This window comes from Actinomadura chokoriensis (assembly GCF_041463665.1).
Taxonomy (GTDB): Bacteria; Actinomycetota; Actinomycetes; order Streptosporangiales; family Streptosporangiaceae; genus Spirillospora; species Spirillospora chokoriensis_A.
Window position 1 is genome coordinate 110053 of the sequence record NZ_JAXCEJ010000001.1, and the last position, 17637, is coordinate 127689.

Sequence of the window (17637 nt, forward strand, 5' to 3'; positions counted from 1 at the left end):
GTCCTCTCCTCGCTCACTGGCCGCCGCCCCCGCCGCGGAAGCGGACCCGCTGCCTGGCCTCGGCGCCCCTGCTGGTGCCCTTGCTGTAGTGGCGTTCCAGGTAGTACTGCCCGATCATCATGACCGAGGAGATCAGCAGGTACCACAGGCACGCCATCACCAGCATCGGGATGATCTTGTAGGTGCTGGCGTAGATGGTCTGCGCGGTGAAGGTCAGCTCCGAGTACGGGACCGCCGCGACCAGCGAAGTGTTCTTCAGCATCGAGATCGACTCGTTGCCGGTCGGCGGGACGATGACGCGCATCGCCTGCGGCAGCACGATCCGCCGCATGGTCTGCATCCGGGACATGCCGAGCGCGCTCGCGGCCTCCTGCTGCCCCTCGTCCACCGACAGGATCCCGGCCCTGACGATCTCCGCCATATAGGCGGCCTCGTTGAGGATCAGTCCCAGCGACGCCGCCAGGGCGGCGTTGACCAGCTCCTGCGTCTTCCAGGTCTCGAACTCGGGACCGAACGGGATGCCGATGCCGACGGTCGGGAACAGCGTCCCGACCGCGCCCCAGATGAGCAGCTGCGTGTACAGCGGGGTGCCGCGGAAGAACCACAGGTAGAGCCAGGCCGCGCCGCTCAGCAGCGGGTTGGCCGACAACCGCATCAGCGCGAGGACGATGCCCAGCACGATGCCGCCCGCCATCGCCGCCAGCGTGAGCCACACCGTGTTGCGGACGCCCTTGAGCACCGCGTCGGAGAACAGGAACTTCCACTGCTCGGACCATTCGAGCGCCTTGCTGGTCAGCAGGAAATGCACGAACATCGCGAGCAGCACGAGGATGACGGCCCCACCGAGCCAGCGGCCCGGGTGCCGGACGGGGACGGCCCTGATGGCTTCGGGCCGCCCCGCATCGACGTCGTTGTCGACCGTCATGGATCAGCTCTGCGCGGCGTTGATCGCCGGGTCGGTGATCGCGCCGCTCTCCACGCCGTTCTCGGTGAGGATCTTCTTGTAGGTGCCGTCGGCGATCAGCGCCTGCAGCGCGCCGAGCACGGCGTCCTTCAGCTGGCCGGAGTTCTTGCCGATGGCGTAGCCGTAGGGCGCGGTGTCGTAGACCTGGCCGATGATCTCCAGCTTTCCGGTCTTCTTGACCGCACCGCCGACGATCGGCGAGTCGGCCGCCATCGCGTCGACCTTGCCGGCGACCAGGTCGTTGTTGACCTCGGTCTGCTGCTTGCGGACGACCTGCTTGATGGCCGGCTTGCCCGCGTCGGCGCACTTCTTGCTGCGCGCCGTGAGGTCGTCGACCTGCACGGTGCCCTGCTGGACGCCGATGCTCTTGCCGCAGGCGTCGTCGGGGTTGACGCCCTTGGGGTTGCCCTTGAGCGCTGCCCAGGCCGTCCCCGCGCTGTAGTAGGTGACGAAGTCGACGACCTTCTCGCGCTCCTTGTTGTCGGTGAAGGAGGAGACCCCGATCTCGTACTTGCCCGACTGGACGCCGGGGATGATCGTGTCGAAGCCCGCGTTGTGGTACTCGGTCTTCAGGCCGAGCTTGGCCGCGACGGCGCTGAACAGATCGACGTCCCAACCGACGATCTTCTGCGAAGCCGGGTCGACGGACTCGTTGGGCGGGTAGGACGCGTCCGTGCCGATGGAGAGCTTGCCATCGCTCTTGATCGCGTCCGGGACCATGGCCGCGAGCTTGCTGTCCACGCTCGTGTTCGAGGCGGTGCCGCCCGAATCGCCAGAGTCGTCGCTGTCGCCGCATGCGGACAGGGCGAGGGCGCCGGTCAGCACGAGAGCGCTCGCCGCGACAAGGCGGCGGCGCAGAGAACCGAGGGTCACTGGTCCCCCTCCAGATGGTTGCGTCGGATCTATCTAGATCCGAAGGTCAGGTGCATAGTTTGGCGTACAACGTCCCTGATCTGGATAAAGGGTCCGAAACAATCACGCAACGAGGTAGCTCCGGATTCGCTACGAATGCCACCTTCTGTGGCGAGCGTCACGTGATGGTCAACACCTGCCCCGGCCCCCGGGGAGGCACCGGACCGTATGGCACAATCGGACAACGGGTGACCCCCGTACGTCGCGAGATGACCACCAGGTGACGGCCACCACACCACCACCACCGCGGCGGCATCGCAAGAAAGCCAACTTTCACTGACAGGGGTCGCTGTGGCTGCTGAGCCCATTCCCACCGAACCGCTCTCCCTGGAGGACGATCCGGCCTTTCCGCTGCACCGCGGCGGCAAGCTGGAGATGCGGTCGACCATTCCGGTCCGCAACAAGGACGATCTTTCACTCGCGTACACGCCGGGCGTCGCCCGGGTGTGCACCGCCATCGCCGACAACCCCGAACTCGCCTACGACTACACCTGGACGTCCAAGGTCGTCGCCGTCGTCACCGACGGCACCGCCGTGCTCGGACTCGGCGACATCGGTCCCGCCGCGTCCATGCCGGTCATGGAGGGCAAGTCCCTGCTGTTCAAGGAGTTCGCCGACGTCGACTCGGTGCCGATCGCGCTGAGCTGCACGGACGTGGACGAGATCGTCGACACCGTGATCCGGATCGCGCCGAGCTTCGGCGGCATCAACCTGGAGGACATCAGCGCCCCCCGCTGCTTCGAGATCGAGGACCGGCTCCGCGCCGCACTCGACATCCCCGTCTTCCACGACGACCAGCACGGCACCGCGATCGTCGCGCTCGCCGCGCTGAAGAACGCGGCGCGCTTCGTCGGCAAGCCGCTGTCGGAACTGCGCGCGGTCGTCGCCGGCGCGGGGGCGTCCGGCATCGCCGTCTCCAAGATGCTGATCGAGGGCGGCATCGGCGACATCGCCCTGTCGGACAGCAAGGGCCTCATCCACGAGGGCCGGGACGGCCTGAACCCGGTCAAGGAGCGCATCGCCGCGCTCACCAACCGGTCGCACCTGAAGGGCTCCACCGAGGAGGCGCTGCGCGGCGCCGACGTGTTCATCGGCCTGTCCGGCAGCACCGTGCACGAGTCGTGCGTCGCGACGATGTCGGAGGACGCGATCGTGTTCGCGCTGTCCAACCCCACTCCCGAGGTGCACCCCGAGGTCGCGCGGCGGCACGCCAAGGTCGTCGCGACCGGCCGCAGCGACTTCCCGAACCAGATCAACAACGTGCTGGCGTTCCCGGGCATCTTCCGCGGCGCGCTGGACGTCCGGGCGCACACGATCACCGAGGGCATGAAGCTGGCGGCGGCGAACGCGCTGGCCGACATCGTCGGCGGCGACCTGACCGCCGACTACATCATCCCGAACCCGTTCGACGACCGGGTCGCCCCGGCCGTCACCGCCGCGGTCGCCGAGCAGGCGCGCCGCGAGGGCGTCAACCGCGTCTGAATCCGGCCCCGCTCGTTCCGGACGGCCCGTGCTCCCCTCGCGGAGCACGGGCCGCGACGCGCCGGACGCGCAGCGCCGACACGCGCGGCAGGGGCCAGTAGCGGGCGACGACCCGGCCGAGGACGAGCGCGTCCGGCACGGCGCCGAAGTCCCAGCTGTCGCTGCGCCCGGGAGCCCGCTGGTTGTCGCTCTCCAGCCACCAGCCGTCCTGCGCTCGGTGGCCGACCCGTTTGACGACGAGGAGCCCCGGCCGGTCCGGATGCTCGGCGACGACGAGCGCGCCGGGCCTCGGCCGCGCCCCGCGCAGCACGACCAGCCAGTCGCCGGGCCGCAGCGCGGGCAGCATCGAGTCTCCGGTGACCTCCACCGTCCGCGGCCGTCCCGCCCCGGCCAGCGCGAGCGCCGCCGCGCCGGCGAGCCCCCACAGCGCCGGGTGGCGGGGCCTCCGGATCCGCATGCTCCTCCTCGCAGGTCCGCATACATCGGCGGACCGTGGTCACAACACTGCTTGGAAGGGTTTCCGGGCCGTGCTCGGCCCGGGTCTTAGGCCGAAATACCGAGCGCCCTGGCCGGACGCGCCCAGGGCCACAAGGGTAATGTCGGTGACCTGAGCATGATCCGCAACGAGGGAAGGGATTTGCAGGTGTTGCTCAAGCTTCTGCGCCCGAAGACCATGGTGTCCGCGCACTGCGACCTGCCGTGCGGCGTCTACGACCCGGCGCAGGCCCGGATCGAAGCCGAGTCGGTCAAGGCGATCTGCGACAAGTACGCCGCCAACGAGGACCCGGAGTTCCGCGCCCGGGCGATCCTGATCAAGGAGCAGCGCTCCGAGCTGGTCAAGCACCACCTGTGGGTGCTGTGGACCGACTACTTCAAGCCGCCGCACTTCGAGAAGTACCCGCAGCTCCACCAGCTGTTCAACGAGGCGACCAAGCTCGCCGGTGCGGCCGGCACGAAGGGCAGCATGGACCCCAAGGTCGCCGACGACCTGCTCGGCAAGATCGCCGAGATCGACAAGATCTTCTGGGAGACCAAGCAGGCCTGACCGCACACCGGTCATCGCGGGGGCCGTCCGGTTCCGGACGGCCCCCGCGGCGTGTCAGGAGCGGGCGGCCTTGGTGAGGGCGTCGCCGGTGAGGCGGTAGACCATCCATTCGTCCTGCGGGCGGGCGCCCAGGGACTCGTAGAAGCCGATGGCGGGCTTGTTCCAGGTCAGGACGGCCCATTCGACGCGCTCGTAGCCCCGGTCGTCGGCGATGCGGGTCAGTTCGGTGAGGAGCGCCTTGCCGTAGCCGTGGCCCCGGACGTCCGGCTCGACGAACAGGTCCTCCAGGTAGATGCCGTGCGTGCCGTTCCACGTCGAGAACGTGAGGAACCACATAGCGAACCCGACGACCCGGCCATCGTGCTCGACGACATGGGCGAAGACCTTGGGGTCGTCGCCGAACAGCCGCTCGCGCAGCTGCTCCTCGGTGGCCTTCACCTCGTGGAGGGCGCGCTCGTAGCTCGCCAGCTCGCGAATCAGCCGCAGTATGGACGGGACGTCGTCGGGGGTCGCGTAACGAATCACAGGTGGCAGGTTAATCGAGCGGCGCCGGCGGGAGGCCGCGAGCGCCCGCACAGCCCGGTGAACCGCGCCCGGCGGCGTCCTCCCGCCGCCCGCGCGCCGGGCCGGTCCGACGTTTCGTAGGAAAGCCACGCGCGCCGGATTCTCCGAGTGGGGCTCGCAGGCGGTAGTTTCGAAGCAGCGGGACCATCCTGCGAGGGAGTGACGTGACCGAGGAAACCGCTGCAATGCCGGCCAGTACGAAGTTGTCCGTCCGCGATGTGGTGACGGTGAAGCTGCCGGCCGCGAGCGCCTACCTGTCCGTGCTGCGGACGGCGACCGCCGGACTCGCGGCCAGGCTTGACTTCACCCTGGACGAAATAGAGGACCTGCGCATCGCCGTGGACGAGGCGTGCGCGATGCTGCTCGCCCAGGCCCTGCCCGGGACCGACCTGACGTGCGAGTTCGAGCTGACCGGGGACGCCATGCGCATCTCCGTGTCGGTGCTCACCGTGGACGGCGAGGAGCCCAGCCGCGACACCTTCGCCTGGACGGTCCTGTCGTCCCTGGCGGGCGAGGTGGACGCCGAGGTGGGCTCCGACGACCGGGTCACCGTGACGCTGCAGAAGCGGCGCGGTGCGGCGGGGGCCCCGTGACGGAGAAGACGACGACGGAGGAGACGACGAAGGTCGCCACGACCAGCGAGCGGTCGGAGTCCGGCGTGCCCGACCGGGCGCGGGCGCGCGCGCTGTTCGAGCGCCTCGCCGACCTTCCGGAGGGCGATCCGGAGCGCCAGCGCATCCGCGACCAGCTCGTGGAGCTGCACCTGCCGCTGGTGGAGTACCTCGCCCGCCGTTTCCGCAACCGCGGCGAGTGGCTGGACGACCTGATCCAGGTCGCCACCATCGGCCTGATCAAGTCGATCGACCGGTTCGATCTGGAGCGCGGCGTGGAGTTCTCCACCTACGCGACGCCCACGATCGTCGGCGAGATCAAGCGCCACTTCCGGGACAAGGGCTGGGCCGTGCGCGTCCCGCGCCGGCTGCAGGAGCTGAAGCTCTCGCTGACCAAGGCGATCAGCGACCTCGCGCAGCGCGAGGGCCGCGCGCCCACGGTGAGCGAGCTCGCCGCGCACCTGCAGATGAGCGAGGAGGAGGTGCTGGAGGGCCTGGAGTCGGCGAACGCCTACTCCACCGTGTCCCTGGACGCCCCCGACTCCGGCGACGAGGACGCCCCCGCGGTGGCCGACTCGCTCGGCATGGTCGACGAGTCGCTGGAGGGCGTGGAGTACCGCGAGTCCCTCAAGCCGCTGCTGGAGAAGCTGCCCGCGCGCGAGAAGAAGATCCTGCTGCTGCGGTTCTTCGGCAACATGACGCAGTCGCAGATCGCCGCCGAGCTCGGCATCTCCCAGATGCACGTGTCCCGGCTGCTCGCCCGCACCCTGGCCCAGCTCCGCGAGGGCCTCACCGCCGACGAATAGCGCCGGCGACGGAGAGCGCGCACCGGAGACCGCACGCCGGAGATCGTTCAAATGCCGAGGGGCCCCGGGTTCGTTCCCGGGGCCCCTCGGCTTTCGGTCGCTTCTTCGCCTTCGGTCAGTTCTTCGTGGGCTGTTCCTTGAGGCGGTCCATGAGGCGCTGCCCCAGGGAGCGCGGCTCCGCCGACGCCGCCCGCACGGGCTCGGCGGCCTCGCGCGGCTCCTCGTCGTCCTCGTCGTGGTCCTCGACCAGCCAGGCGGTGCTCGGCGGGCTGAGGACGCTGACCAGCGCGAGTGCGGCGACCAGGCCCAGCGGGATCGCGAGGGCGGGCTGGTCGCTCTGCCACAGCGACCAGGCGATCGGCAGCGCGAACAGCTGGGTGAGCACCGTGGGGGCGCGGCTCCACTGGTCGGCGCGCAGCAGGCCCCGGGCGCAGGCGAGCATGCCGAGGCCGCCGGCGAGGGCGAGGACGGTGACCCCGATCGCGCTGGCGGGGTCGACGGCGGCGCCGATGGCGGTCTCCACACCGGTGTAGCCGCCGAACCCGACGGCGGCGAGTCCCTCCGCGGCCTCCAGGGCGGCGGCGACCTGCACGGTGAAGGGGCGCTTGCTCACACGTGAACCCTACTCGTCCGTTCACCCTGCGCGTCCCATACCCTGGCGCACGTGCGCGCCATGCTCATCGCCAACCCCAAGGCGACCTCGACCTCCCGGCGGGCCCGCGACATCCTCGTGCGGGCCTTCACCGGCGACCTCGACCTCGTGCTCGCCGAGACGGGCCACCGCGGCCACGCGACCGAGCTGGCCCGGCAGGCCGCCGTGGAGGGCTACGACGCCGTGATCGCGCTCGGCGGGGACGGCACGGTGAACGAGGCCGTCAACGGCCTGCTCGCGGACGGCCCGTCCGCCGAGCTCCCGGCGCTGGCGGTGCTGCCGTGCGGGAGCGCGAACGTCTTCGCCCGCGCGCTCGGCCTCCCGGACGACCCGATCGGCGCGACGACGGCGGTGCTGGAGGCGCTGCGGGCGGGCCGGCAGCGGTCCGTCGGCCTCGGGACGGCCTCCCTGCCGGACGGAACGGAGCGGTACTTCACGTTCTGCGCGGGCGTCGGGCTGGACGCCGAGGTGATCCGCGAGGTGGAGCGGCGGCGCGCGGCGGGAATCCGCGCGGACCCGTCGCTGTACGTGCGGACCGCCGTCCGGCATTTCTTCTCCGGCACGGATCGGCGCCGTCCCGCGCTCACTTTGGAACAGCCGGGCCGCCCGCCGAAATCGGGGTTGTTCCTGGCGTTCGTCTCGAATACATCGCCGTGGACTTTCATGGGCCGGGTGCCGGTGAATCCGAGTCCGAAGGCGCACTTCGGGCGCGGCCTGGACGTGTTCGGGATGCGTTCGCTGGAGCTCGGCCCGACGGTGGGGGTGCTCGCCCAGATGCTGACCACCCGCACCCGTCCGCTGCAGGGACGCCACGTGGTGAACGTCCACGATGCGGCGGAGGTCACCTTGCGCGCGGACCATCCGGTGGCCTTTCAGCTGGACGGCGACTACCTCGGCGAGCAGCGGAGCGTCACCTTCCGGTCGGTTCCGAAGGCGATACGCATCGTCATTTGACGGCGCGGAGTCATTCCGTGCGCATGGAGCGCCAGGTGAGAGCCAAGTAACATGCCCGACCCACGGGTGTGACACATGCGACACCCATACTTTGAGAATCCTTTCTCAAAGGTCTTGCGTCTCCCCGCGCAGCCCTGACACGCTCAAAGTGCGCCCGCAGGACGGGGACCCCAACGCCGCCGGTCCCCAGCTCACGGCGCCGTCGAACATTCACCCCTGGACCTGGCCCCAGCCTCCTGGGCGTTCGCGACATGTGAAACCGTTCACAAAAGTGGAGCATCTCCACCACCTGACGAAGGAGTGGACCGCATGGACTGGCGCCACCGCGCAGCCTGCCGTGACGTGGACCCCGAGCTGTTCTTCCCGATCGGCAACACCGGGCCCGCGATCCTGCAGATCGAAGAGGCCAAGCAGGTATGCCGGCGTTGCGACGTGACCGAGGCCTGCCTGCGCTGGGCGCTGGAGTCCGGCCAGGAGTCGGGCGTCTGGGGCGGCATGGGCGAGGATGAGCGCCGCGCCCTCAAGCGCCGCGCCTCCCGCGCCCGCACCCGCGCGAACGCCGCCCTCTGACCCTCCCCTCCGCAAGCCCTCGCGGCGCCACCGCCTCCGAGCCCCTGGCAGGAGAGCAGGTGGCGCCGCGGTCAGAACCTCGGGTGATGGTGCTCCAGCGGGACGTCGACCACGACCTCGGTGCCCCCGCCCGGACGGGCACGGAAGTCCAGCCGGCCGCCCAGCTCGCCCACGATCAGCGTGCGGACGATCTGCAGCCCGAGGCTGGTCGTGCTCTCCACGTCGAAGTCCGCGGGAAGGCCGACGCCGTCGTCCGCGACGATCGTCACGAGCCGGGGCCCTGACGGGCTCTCCCCCGCCCCCTCCTCATCCGGGCCGCCGGGCTCGTCCGGGGTTCGGGGCTCGCTCGGGACGCGGGGCTCGTTCGGGACGCGGCGCTCGTTCGGGACGCGGGGCTCGTGCGCTCCCGGCGCCGGCCATTCGCCCCAGACCGGCACGCCGTCCGGCTCGCGCCGCTCCTCCCCCTCGCCGTAGCGGTGCGCGATGACCTCCAGCGTCCCGAAGCGGTTGGCGAGCCCGTGCTCCAGGGCGTTCTGCAGCAGCTCGGTGAGCGCCATCGCCACCGGCGTCGCGACCTCGGCGGGCAGGACCCCGAAGCTGCCGGTCCGCTTCGGGACCACCCTGGTCTCCGGCGTCGACACCTCCCCCGCCATCGTGATCACGCGGTCGGCGATGTCGTCGAAGTCGATCAGCTCGTCCGGGGTGTGCGACAGCGTCTCGTGCACGATCGCGATGGACCCGACGCGCCGGACGGCCTCGTCCAGCGCGGCCCGCCCCTCCGGGATCCGCAGCCGCCGTGCCTGCAGCCGCAGCAGCGCCGCGACCGTCTGCAGGTTGTTCTTCACCCGGTGGTGGATCTCCCGGATGGTGGCGTCCTTGGTCATCAGCTCCCGGTCCCGCCAGCGCAGCTCGGTGACGTCCCGGCACAGCACGATCGCGCCGATCCGCGTCCCGCCGACGACCAGCGGGATCGTCCGCAGCTGCATGATCGACCCGCGGGACTCGACCTCGACCTCGCGGGGCGCCCGGCCCGACAGCACGACGCTCAGCGCCTCCTCCATCGGCTCGCCGGTGTCGCACAGGTCCGCGGTGATCTGGCCGAGCGCCTCGCCGACGAGGTCCGCCGGGAAACCGAGCCGCCGGTAGGCCGACTGCGCGTTCGGGCTGGCGTAGGTGACCTTGCCGGAGCGGTCGAGCCGCATCAGCCCGTCGCCGACGCGCGGCGACCGCACCATGTTCGGCTCCTCGCCCGGCACCGGGAACCGGCCCTCGGCGATCATCGTGGCGAGGTCGCTGGCGCTCTGCAGGTAGGTCAGCTCCAGCCGGGACGGGGTGCGCGCCGAGCTGAGGTTCGTGCTGCGCTGGATCACCCCGAGGATCTTGGCGCCGCGCCGCACCGGGATGGACTCCTCCCGGACCGGGATGCCGCTGCCCCACTCGGGGTCGCCCTCCCGGACGATCCGGCGCTCCCGCCACGCCACGTCGATCAGCCCGCGCCGTCCCGTCCGGACGACCTTGCCGACGAGGTCCTCGGGGTAGGCGGTCGGACCGGTCGTCGGCCGCATCTGCGCGATCGCCACCCAGCCGGGGACGGTGGCGCCGGTGTCCAGGGCGCCCCGCTGCGCACGGCCTCCGCGCGGGGCCGCCTCGGCGGGCAGCGTGTCCGCCGACCGCAGCGGCACCCACAGCAGCAGGTCCGCGAACGACAGGTCGGCGAGCAGTTGCCAGTCCGACACCAGCGCGTGCAGCCATTCCAGGTCGGTCTCGGTGAGATCGGTGTGATCACGGACCAGATCGGTCAAGGTAGGCACGCGACCATCATCGCCCATGGGTTCCGGTGCCCGGACGGGTCCCCCGGCCCGCCGCGGCCTGGCAGGATTCCCGGCATGACCGCAGGAAGAGACCCCCTCGCGAGGCTCCGGGACGCGGCGGCTCGCCGCGCCGAGGCCGGGCTGCGCCGGACGCTGCGTCCCCGCCCCCCGGCCCGCCCCGGGGCGCTCGCCGACCTGGCGTCCAACGACTACCTCGGGCTCGCCGGGGACCCGCGGCTGGTCGAGGGGGCCGTCGCCGCCGCCCGCGAATGGGGCACCGGATCCACCGGCTCGCGGCTGGTCACCGGGACGACCGGGCTGCACGCCGAGCTGGACCGGCGGCTCGCCGAGCTCACCGGCAGCGCCGCCGGCCTGGTGTTCTCCTCCGGTTTCCTCGCCAACCTCGGCGCCGTCACCGCCCTCGCCGGGCCGGGCACGCTGGTCGTGTCCGACCAGGTCAACCACGCCTCGATCGTGGACGCGTGCCGGCTGTCGCGGTCCCGCGTGGCGATCGCCCCGCACCGGGACGTCGCCGCCGTCGAGCAGGCCCTCGCCGGCCGCGAGGAGGAGCACGCCCTCGTGGTGACCGACGCGGTGTTCTCCGTGGACGGCGACCTCGCGCCGCTGACCGCCCTGCACGCGGCCGTCCGGGCGCACGGCGCGCTGCTCGTGATCGACGAGGCGCACGCGCTCGGCGTCGTCGGCGACCGCGGCCGGGGCGCCGCGCACGCGGCCGGGCTCGCGGGCGAACCCGACGTGGTCCTCACGCTCACCCTGTCCAAGTCGCTCGCGTCCCAGGGCGGCGCGGTCCTCGGCGCCCCCGAGGTGATCGAGACGCTGATCGACACCGGACGCTCGTTCATCTTCGACACCGGCCTGAACCCGCCCGCCGCGGGCGCCGCGCTCGCCGCCCTCGACGTGCTGGAATCCGACCCCGGGCTGCCCGCCCGCGCGCGTGACCGCGCGCGGCGGATCTCAAACCTCGCGGCCGGTTCCGGCCTGGAGACCGCCGTCCCGGCCGCCGCCGTCGTCCCCGTCTTCCTCGGTGAGCCGCACGCCGCGCTCCGGGCCGCCGAGATCTGCGCTGAGCACGGGCTCCGCGTCGGCTGCTTCCGCCCGCCGTCCGTCCCCAAGGGCCGCGCCTGCCTGCGCCTCACCGCCCGCGCCACACTGGACGAGTCGGACCTCACACGCCTCCGGGCCGCCCTGGCGGAGGTGGCGTCCTCTACCGGCCGTAGTCTGCACGCATAACATCGGGGAGAACCGATGATGAACGTGAGGAGATGCCGTGACGGAGGTCAGGGGCGGGCCCCGGCACGGGGGCGGTTACGAGCACGGCTTCGACCGTGCCGCGCTCGCCGGCCTCGGCAAGCGGCACCCGAACCACGCGCCCCGCATCCCCAAGTACTACAAGCTCAAAGAGCTGCTGGTGGAGCTGATCCAGTCGCTCCCGGCCGGCAGCCCGCTGCCCCCCGAGCGGACCCTGGCCGAGAAGTACGAGACGTCCCGCACCACCGTCCGGCAGGCCCTCGCCGAACTCGTCGTCGAAGGGCGCCTCCAGCGCATCCAGGGCAAGGGCACCTTCGTCGCCAAGCCGAAGGTCGCGCAAGAGCTCCAGCTCGTCAGCTACACCGAGGACATGCGGCACCACGGGCTGCTCCCGGAGACCCGCATCCTGGAGGCCGGCTACGTCAGCGCCGACGAGAGCCTCGCGTCCCTGCTCTGCATCCGGCCCGGCGGCCGGGTCCTGCGCGTCCACCGCCTCCGCCTGGCAGACGGCGAGCCCATGTCGATCGACACCTCGCACCTGCCGGCCCGCCGCTTCCCCGGCCTGCGCCGCGAGCTGTCGCGCCACCACTCCCTCTACGAGACGCTCGCGACCGCCTACGACGTCCACCTGACCGAGGCCGAGGAGACGATCGAAACCGTCCTCGCGACCCCCCATGACGCGCAGCTCCTCGGCGTGGACGTGGGCCTCCCGATGCTCCTCCTCTCCCGCCACGCCTTCGACACGACGGGCCAGCCGGTCGAGTGGGCCCAGTCCCTGTACCGGGGCGACCGCTACAAGTTCATCACCCGCCTGAGCCGCTAGGGCCGCGCCGCCGTCCGTCACAGGGTCCGGCTGAGGGCCTTGATGGGCATGTGCAGATCGATCAGCAGGTCCAGGTCCTTCTGCGCGGGACGGCCCAGGGTGGTCAGGTAGTTGCCGACGATGATGGCGTTGATGCCGCCGAGCATGCCGTCGCGGGTGCCGAGGTCGCCGAGGGTGAGTTCGCGTCCGCCGCCGTAGCGGAGGACGGTGCGGGGCAGGGCCAGGCGGAACGCGGCGATCGTCTTCAGCGCTTCGGCGCCCTCGACCAGCGGGAGGTCCGAGAACGGGGTGCCGGGGCGGGGGGTGAGGAAGTTCAGCGGGACCTCGTCGGGTTCGAGGTCGGCGAGCTGCGCGGCGAACTCGGCGCGCTGCTCGACGCTCTCGCCCATGCCGACGATGCCGCCGCAGCACACCTCCATGCCGGCGTGCTTCACCATGCGGAGGGTGTCCCACCGCTCCTCCCACGAGTGGGTGGTGACCACGTTCGGGAAGTGGGAGCGGGCCGTCTCCAGGTTGTGGTTGTAGCGGTGGACGCCCATCGCGGCGAGCTCGTCCACCTGCTCCTGGGTGAGCATGCCGAGCGAGCACGCGATGTTGATCTCCACGGCGTCGTTGATGGCCTTGACGCCCTCGCGGACCTGCGACATCAGCCGCTCGTCGGGACCGCGGACGGCGGCGACGATGCAGAACTCGGTGGCGCCGGTCTTCGCGGTCTCCTTCGCGGCCTCCACCAGCTCGGGAATGTTCAGCCACACCGACCGGACGGGCGACTCGAACTTGCCGGACTGGGAGCAGAAGTGGCAGTCCTCGGGGCAGCCGCCGGTCTTCAGCGACACGATCCCCTCGACCTCGACCTCCGGCCCGCACCAGCGCATCCGGACCTCGTGGGCGAGCGCGAGCAGCGCCTCCAGCCGGTCGCCCGGCAGGTTCAGCACCTCCAGCACCTGCTCTTGCGACAGGCCGCCGCCCTCGTCCAGAACCTGCCGGCGGGCGATGTCAAGGATGTCCGTCACGTGTTCTCCTTGTCGAGGCCGAAGCTGTCGCGGAAGGCGGCGGCGTCGAAGCCGCCGCCGAACGAGGGGGCCAGGCCGCGGTGCGCGGCCAGGAGGAACTCCGCCGGGTCCAGGGCGCCGGCCCCTGCGGGCAGTACACCGGACAGCGGTCGAGCCGCGATGGTCTCCAGGTCGCGGATGTTGCTGCGCATGGCGAGGTCGGGGTCGTCCGGCCACGCGCCGATCACGACGCCGGCGAGCTGGACGCCGCGGTGCGCCATCGCCTCCAGGGTGAGCGCGGTGTGGTTCAGCGTGCCGAGGTCGGCGCGGGCCACGACGACGACGGCGGCGCCGAGCCAGCGCGCCAGGTCGGCGATCGTGGTTCCCTCGTCGTCGTAGCGGACGAGGAGACCGCCCGCGCCCTCGACGAGCACCAGCCGGCGGCTGCCGGCCAGGCCCCGGACGCGTTCGGAGACGTCCGGCAGCCGGACGGGCGGCAGCCCCGCGGTGCGGGCGGCGGCGGCCGGGGACAGCGGGTCGGGGAAGCGCGCGTACTCGTGCACGTCGTCGAGGCCGGCGAGCCGGCGCACCTCGTCGAGGTCACCGGGCTCGCCGCGGCCGGCCCCGGTCTGGGCGGGCTTGACGGCGGCGACCGACGCGCCGCGGGCGGCGGCGACCGCGGCCAGCGCCGCGGTGACGACCGTCTTGCCCACGCCCGTACAGGTTCCGGTGACAACGAGCACGCTCACAAGGCGGCACACTAGCGCGGGCCCCTGACGCGGACGCCCGCCGGATCCCACAGTCTTCGGCGGGCGTTTTTGTAACGGCGGAACCCGAGGGCCGGGCGGGGCGTCGAAGCTCCATGGCCGGTCCGTACACACGCTCCCGCTGGGCGCCGGCTCTCGCCTGCGCGGCGCTGACCGCCTGCGCGGCCGCCGCCTGCGGCGACGGCTCCGTCGAGGCCGGGCCCTCCACGCGCCCCCCGCAGTCCGCACCGACGTCGCCCACCGAGGACACCCCCGCCAAGGAGAAGCTCGTTCTGCGCTGGCGGAAGACCGGAGGCATCGCCGGCATCGGCGGCCCCGGAAGCGTGCCCGAGTTCTCCCTCTACTCCACCGGACGGGCGGTGGCCGCGTCCCAGGGCCGGCTGACCGAGTACCGCCTGAAACCGGACGCGTCGCGGCGCCTCCTGGACGAGGCGCGCACGGCGGGCCTCGACCGTTCGCACACGGTCGGCGCCGGCACGATCGCCGACGCGATCACCACCGTGGTCACCATGGGCGGGGCGACGACCCGGATCGTCCAGGCGGAGTCGCAGGCCGGCCCTGAGGCCGGCTTCCTGAAGAGGCTGGAGCCCGCCGGCTGGCCCGCGTCCGACCAGTCGGCGAAGCCCGGACCGTACACGCCCGCGAAGACCGCGGTCCTCGCCGGAGAGGCGGCCGGGAGCGGCGCCGTCCGGAAGTGGCCGCTGGAGCCGCTCGGCGACGGGGAACGGGCGGCCGGAGGCATCTGCACCCTGGCGCCGTCCAGGAAGGTGCCCGACACCGAACCGGGCACCGCCTGGCGCAGCCGGGGGAAGACCTACTCCGTCCGCCTCCGGCCCCTGCTCCCCGGCGAGACGTCCTGCCGGGACCTGGGCTAGCGGGCGTCCAGTTCCTCGGCGACCTGCCGGGCGGTCGCGGCCAGCTCCGGGTCCATCTTGTCCAGGCGCGCGTCCAGGTCGTCGGCGAAGCGGAGACGTTCGACGTCCGGCGCCGGAACCGCCTCCGGCATCCACGCGGAGTGGATCAGGAACGGCACCGTCGTCCCGTTCGGCGGCGCGAGGACGGCGACGGGCCCCCGTCCGACGTCGGCGGCGTCGAAGAGTTCGACGCGGAACCGGTCGTCGTTGTGGACGGCCACGACCAGGTAGCCCTCATGCCCGCCCGGTTCGGCGCCCGCGTAGCGGCTCGTGCCGTGCCCGCGCGGGACGAAGGACGGCGAGGTCGGGTAGTCGTCCAGGGCGAACGTCCACTCCGACAGGGCCTTGAGGTCCTCGCGGTCGTGGCTCACCAGGACGGCCGGGGTCTCCTCCGCCGGGAACAGGGACGGGTCGATCCGGCCCTCGTAGTTGCGCATCGCCCGCTGGTTGATCGCCTCCGGGTGGAATCCGAGGTAGATGAGGTGGTGCCGGGTCGGGGCGGTCTGCCCTTCGAAGCTCCAGTCGATGGCGGACAGCTCGGCCTGCCACCACCGTTCGGGGTCGCGGGCACGGGCGAGTTCCAGGATCCGGCCGGTCTCCGGGTCGAACTGCATGACGGTCGTGAGCGCGGGCGTCATGCCGTGGCTGTACATGCCGCGCAGGGCCGGGTCGACCGGGCGGCCGTGCGCGTCGATGTCGTCCTCGCGCAGGTACATCCCGATGTCTACGCCTTCGCTGTGCTCCATGACGACCTGGATGCCGGCGGAGTCGTCGTAGCCCGCGTAGAAGTGGTTGACCTCGGGCGCGAGGCGGAACTCGGTGCACGTGACGGTGCCCCGCCCGGGGACCAGGTCGTCCTTGCGGATCAGCAGGACGGGACCGTCCGGGTTGTTGGGGGCGGTCCGGTCCCCGCCGAAGATCTCGTCGACCTCGATCTTGTAGGCGGTGTCGGCCAGGACCAGCCAGTCTCGGGTCTGCGTGATGGTGTGCGTGGCCTGCGGCAGCGCGGCGTTCTCGACGTCCCAGCGCTGGACGCGGGTACCGCTCCCGTCGTAGCGGACGACCGAGACGGCGCCGGACAGCACGTCGCGGCTGACGCTCCACAGGCAGCCGCGCTCGGGGTCGATCACGGGGTGCGCGGTGGTGGAGACGAGCGGCAGGACGGCGTGGTCCATGGCGGGCTTCCAGCCGTCGCGGTGCCCGACCTCGGCGACGAACTCCAGCGTGACCGGGTCGACCTCGACGGGGCGCCCGGCGTCCCAGGTGGCGAAGAGGCGGTCGCCCCACGGCAGCGGCGCGGTGTTGGCGGCGTTGACGAACCCCCAGGGCGAGTCGGTGCCGACCGCCCCGGCGTTGAACAGGTCGGGCCGCTTGCCGCGCAGCCGGACCGACGGGGTGTCGATCACGCGGGCGCGCCACGGGAAGCGCCCGTCCGGGCCGGGGCGGAGCGGCATCCGCGCGATGATCCCGTCGCCGAAGAACGCGTGCCGGGGGCGGGTCCGCTGGTCGGAGGTGCTGACGACGTAGTGGCCGCGGACGTCGTCCGGCCAGGCTCCGGCGACGACCTCCAGGTCCATGTCGGTGATGTCCTGCTTGCCGAGGATGGAGCGAGGAACCGGCATCAGCCCTCCAGGGTTATTGACTTGACGTCAATAAACAGGGCGGCGCACGGCACCGTCAAGGCCCCGCGGGCCCCGTCGGGTATCTTGGTCCGGCGCGGCCGCTGGTCGTGGCGACGACGGGCTGGAGAAGTACCCGATGCGCATGGTGGACGGACCGCCGGTGTCCGGCAGGGTGGTCGTGCGGACGGCGCGGCCCGAGGAGTACGAGCTGGTCGGAGACCTGACCGTCGAGGTGTACGTGCACGGCGGGCTGGTCTCGCCGGAGTCGTCGTACGTGGCGACGCTGCGGAACGCCGCCGACCGCGCGGCCAAGGCGGTGCTGCTCGTGGCCGAGGTCGCGGGCGAGGTCGCCGGGGCCGTCGCGTACTGCCCGCCCGGCAGCCCGTACGCGGAGCTGGCCGGGCCGGACGAGGCCGAGTTCCGGATGCTCGCCGTCCGGGAGAAGGCACGGGGAGAGGGCGTGGGCCGCGCCATGGTGCGGGCCTGCGCCGAGCGTGCGCGGGCCGCCGGGCTCCGTGGCCTGCGGCTCTCGACGCAGCGCAACATGGGCGCCGCCCACCGGCTGTACGAGCGGATGGGGTTCGTCCGCACCCCCGAGCGGGACTGGGCGCCCGTCCCGGGCGTGGACCTGCTGACCTACGCGCTCGCGTTCTGAAAGGCCACGCGCTCGCGTTCTAGGAGGCGGCCGGGCCGGAGGCGGCGTCCAGGGCGCCGTGCTCGGCGCAGCGGGCCGTCCAGCCGAGCGGGGTCACCTGGACGATCATGCGGCGGCGGCAGTGCGCGCAGTAGCGCGGCGGTTCCAGCTCGCGGGCGGCGCGGCAGGCGGCGTGGTCGCCCTGGGCGGCGGGCTCGCCGCAGCGGTCGCAGTACACGGCCCCA

General features: G+C 72.1%; 20 protein-coding genes. 10 read left to right on the forward strand and 10 right to left on the reverse strand.

Features of this window, described 5'->3' with window-relative positions:
• Positions 1 to 13: 13 nt before the first annotated feature.
• Together SM418_RS00525 and SM418_RS00530 are read right to left on the reverse strand one after the other, a co-directional pair.
• Entirely contained in the window at positions 14 to 925 is a 912-nt protein-coding gene (locus tag SM418_RS00525; RefSeq protein WP_371938896.1) for an amino acid ABC transporter permease, read from the reverse strand.
• A gap of 3 nt (positions 926 to 928) precedes the next feature.
• On the reverse strand, positions 929 to 1837 hold the full coding sequence (locus SM418_RS00530) for an ABC transporter substrate-binding protein (RefSeq protein ID WP_371938895.1): 909 nt from the start codon (positions 1835 to 1837) through the stop codon (positions 929 to 931).
• A 330-nt stretch (positions 1838 to 2167) separates the two neighbouring features.
• On the opposite strand from SM418_RS00530, the gene SM418_RS00535 reads away from it, so the two are divergent.
• Complete coding sequence (locus tag SM418_RS00535) at positions 2168 to 3358, forward strand: NAD(P)-dependent malic enzyme (protein ID WP_371938894.1); 1191 nt, start codon at positions 2168 to 2170, stop codon at positions 3356 to 3358.
• Here the strand turns inward: SM418_RS00535 and sodX are convergent.
• Positions 3345 to 3815 carry a nickel-type superoxide dismutase maturation protease gene (gene sodX / locus SM418_RS00540; protein WP_371938893.1) on the reverse strand — a complete coding sequence of 157 codons (471 nt, stop codon included), beginning with the start codon at positions 3813 to 3815 and terminating at the stop codon, positions 3345 to 3347. The genes SM418_RS00535 and sodX overlap by 14 nt on opposite strands.
• Before the next feature lie 186 nt (positions 3816 to 4001).
• On the opposite strand from sodX, the gene sodN reads away from it, so the two are divergent.
• Complete coding sequence (gene sodN / locus SM418_RS00545; RefSeq protein WP_371938892.1) at positions 4002 to 4403, forward strand: superoxide dismutase, Ni; 402 nt, start codon at positions 4002 to 4004, stop codon at positions 4401 to 4403.
• A gap of 54 nt (positions 4404 to 4457) precedes the next feature.
• Here the strand turns inward: sodN and SM418_RS00550 are convergent, their stop codons facing one another.
• Positions 4458 to 4928, reverse strand: a complete 471-nt coding sequence (locus tag SM418_RS00550) for a GNAT family N-acetyltransferase (RefSeq protein WP_371938891.1) — start codon at positions 4926 to 4928, stop codon at positions 4458 to 4460.
• 203 nt (positions 4929 to 5131) lie between these two features.
• Here SM418_RS00550 and SM418_RS00555 point away from each other — a divergent pair, with 203 nt between their 5' ends.
• Together SM418_RS00555 and SM418_RS00560 are read left to right on the forward strand one after the other, a co-directional pair.
• Entirely contained in the window at positions 5132 to 5560 is a 429-nt protein-coding gene (locus SM418_RS00555) for an ATP-binding protein (protein ID WP_371938890.1), read from the forward strand.
• 65 nt (positions 5561 to 5625) lie between these two features.
• Positions 5626 to 6384 (forward strand): RNA polymerase sigma factor SigF, encoded by a 759-nt coding sequence (locus SM418_RS00560; RefSeq protein ID WP_371939017.1) that lies wholly within the window; start codon positions 5626 to 5628, stop codon positions 6382 to 6384.
• Positions 6385 to 6499: 115 nt separating this feature from the next.
• Here SM418_RS00560 and SM418_RS00565 read toward each other — a convergent pair whose 3' ends face one another.
• On the reverse strand, positions 6500 to 6997 hold the full coding sequence (locus SM418_RS00565) for a hypothetical protein (RefSeq protein ID WP_371938889.1): 498 nt from the start codon (positions 6995 to 6997) through the stop codon (positions 6500 to 6502).
• 51 nt (positions 6998 to 7048) lie between these two features.
• Here SM418_RS00565 and SM418_RS00570 point away from each other — a divergent pair, with 51 nt between their 5' ends.
• Together SM418_RS00570 and SM418_RS00575 are read left to right on the forward strand one after the other, a co-directional pair.
• Positions 7049 to 7990: a diacylglycerol/lipid kinase family protein gene (locus SM418_RS00570; RefSeq protein WP_371938888.1), complete on the forward strand. Its 942-nt coding sequence runs from the start codon at positions 7049 to 7051 to the stop codon at positions 7988 to 7990.
• 309 nt (positions 7991 to 8299) lie between these two features.
• Positions 8300 to 8560, forward strand: a complete 261-nt coding sequence (locus SM418_RS00575; RefSeq protein ID WP_371938887.1) for a WhiB family transcriptional regulator — start codon at positions 8300 to 8302, stop codon at positions 8558 to 8560.
• Positions 8561 to 8631: 71 nt separating this feature from the next.
• On the opposite strand, the gene SM418_RS00580 is transcribed toward SM418_RS00575, so the two are convergent.
• On the reverse strand, positions 8632 to 10371 hold the full coding sequence (locus tag SM418_RS00580; protein WP_371938886.1) for a GAF domain-containing sensor histidine kinase: 1740 nt from the start codon (positions 10369 to 10371) through the stop codon (positions 8632 to 8634).
• 75 nt (positions 10372 to 10446) lie between these two features.
• Between SM418_RS00580 and SM418_RS00585 the strand changes: the two genes are divergently transcribed.
• Both SM418_RS00585 and SM418_RS00590 read left to right on the forward strand, forming a co-directional pair.
• Complete coding sequence (locus SM418_RS00585; protein WP_371938885.1) at positions 10447 to 11622, forward strand: 8-amino-7-oxononanoate synthase; 1176 nt, start codon at positions 10447 to 10449, stop codon at positions 11620 to 11622.
• A 37-nt stretch (positions 11623 to 11659) separates the two neighbouring features.
• Positions 11660 to 12463 (forward strand): GntR family transcriptional regulator, encoded by an 804-nt coding sequence (locus SM418_RS00590; protein WP_371938884.1) that lies wholly within the window; start codon positions 11660 to 11662, stop codon positions 12461 to 12463.
• A 17-nt stretch (positions 12464 to 12480) separates the two neighbouring features.
• On the opposite strand, the gene bioB is transcribed toward SM418_RS00590, so the two are convergent.
• Together bioB and bioD are read right to left on the reverse strand one after the other, a co-directional pair.
• A complete protein-coding gene (gene bioB / locus SM418_RS00595; protein WP_371938883.1) occupies positions 12481 to 13476 on the reverse strand; it encodes a biotin synthase BioB in 996 nt (331 codons plus the stop codon).
• On the reverse strand, positions 13473 to 14204 hold the full coding sequence (gene bioD / locus SM418_RS00600; RefSeq protein ID WP_371938882.1) for a dethiobiotin synthase: 732 nt from the start codon (positions 14202 to 14204) through the stop codon (positions 13473 to 13475). The genes bioB and bioD overlap by 4 nt, the downstream gene beginning before the upstream one ends.
• Before the next feature lie 113 nt (positions 14205 to 14317).
• Between bioD and SM418_RS00605 the strand changes: the two genes are divergently transcribed.
• Positions 14318 to 15097, forward strand: coding sequence for a hypothetical protein (locus SM418_RS00605; protein ID WP_371938881.1), 780 nt, complete (start codon positions 14318 to 14320; stop codon positions 15095 to 15097).
• Here the strand turns inward: SM418_RS00605 and SM418_RS00610 are convergent.
• A complete protein-coding gene (locus SM418_RS00610; RefSeq protein ID WP_371938880.1) occupies positions 15094 to 16758 on the reverse strand; it encodes a carotenoid oxygenase family protein in 1665 nt (554 codons plus the stop codon). The two genes, SM418_RS00605 and SM418_RS00610, sit on opposite strands and share 4 nt — an antisense overlap.
• A 136-nt stretch (positions 16759 to 16894) precedes the next feature.
• On the opposite strand from SM418_RS00610, the gene SM418_RS00615 reads away from it, so the two are divergent.
• Complete coding sequence (locus SM418_RS00615) at positions 16895 to 17413, forward strand: GNAT family N-acetyltransferase (RefSeq protein WP_371938879.1); 519 nt, start codon at positions 16895 to 16897, stop codon at positions 17411 to 17413.
• A 19-nt stretch (positions 17414 to 17432) separates the two neighbouring features.
• Here the strand turns inward: SM418_RS00615 and bsaP are convergent, their stop codons facing one another.
• A complete protein-coding gene (bsaP, locus tag SM418_RS00620) occupies positions 17433 to 17630 on the reverse strand; it encodes a biotin synthase auxiliary protein BsaP (protein ID WP_371938878.1) in 198 nt (65 codons plus the stop codon).
• Positions 17631 to 17637: the final 7 nt, after the last annotated feature.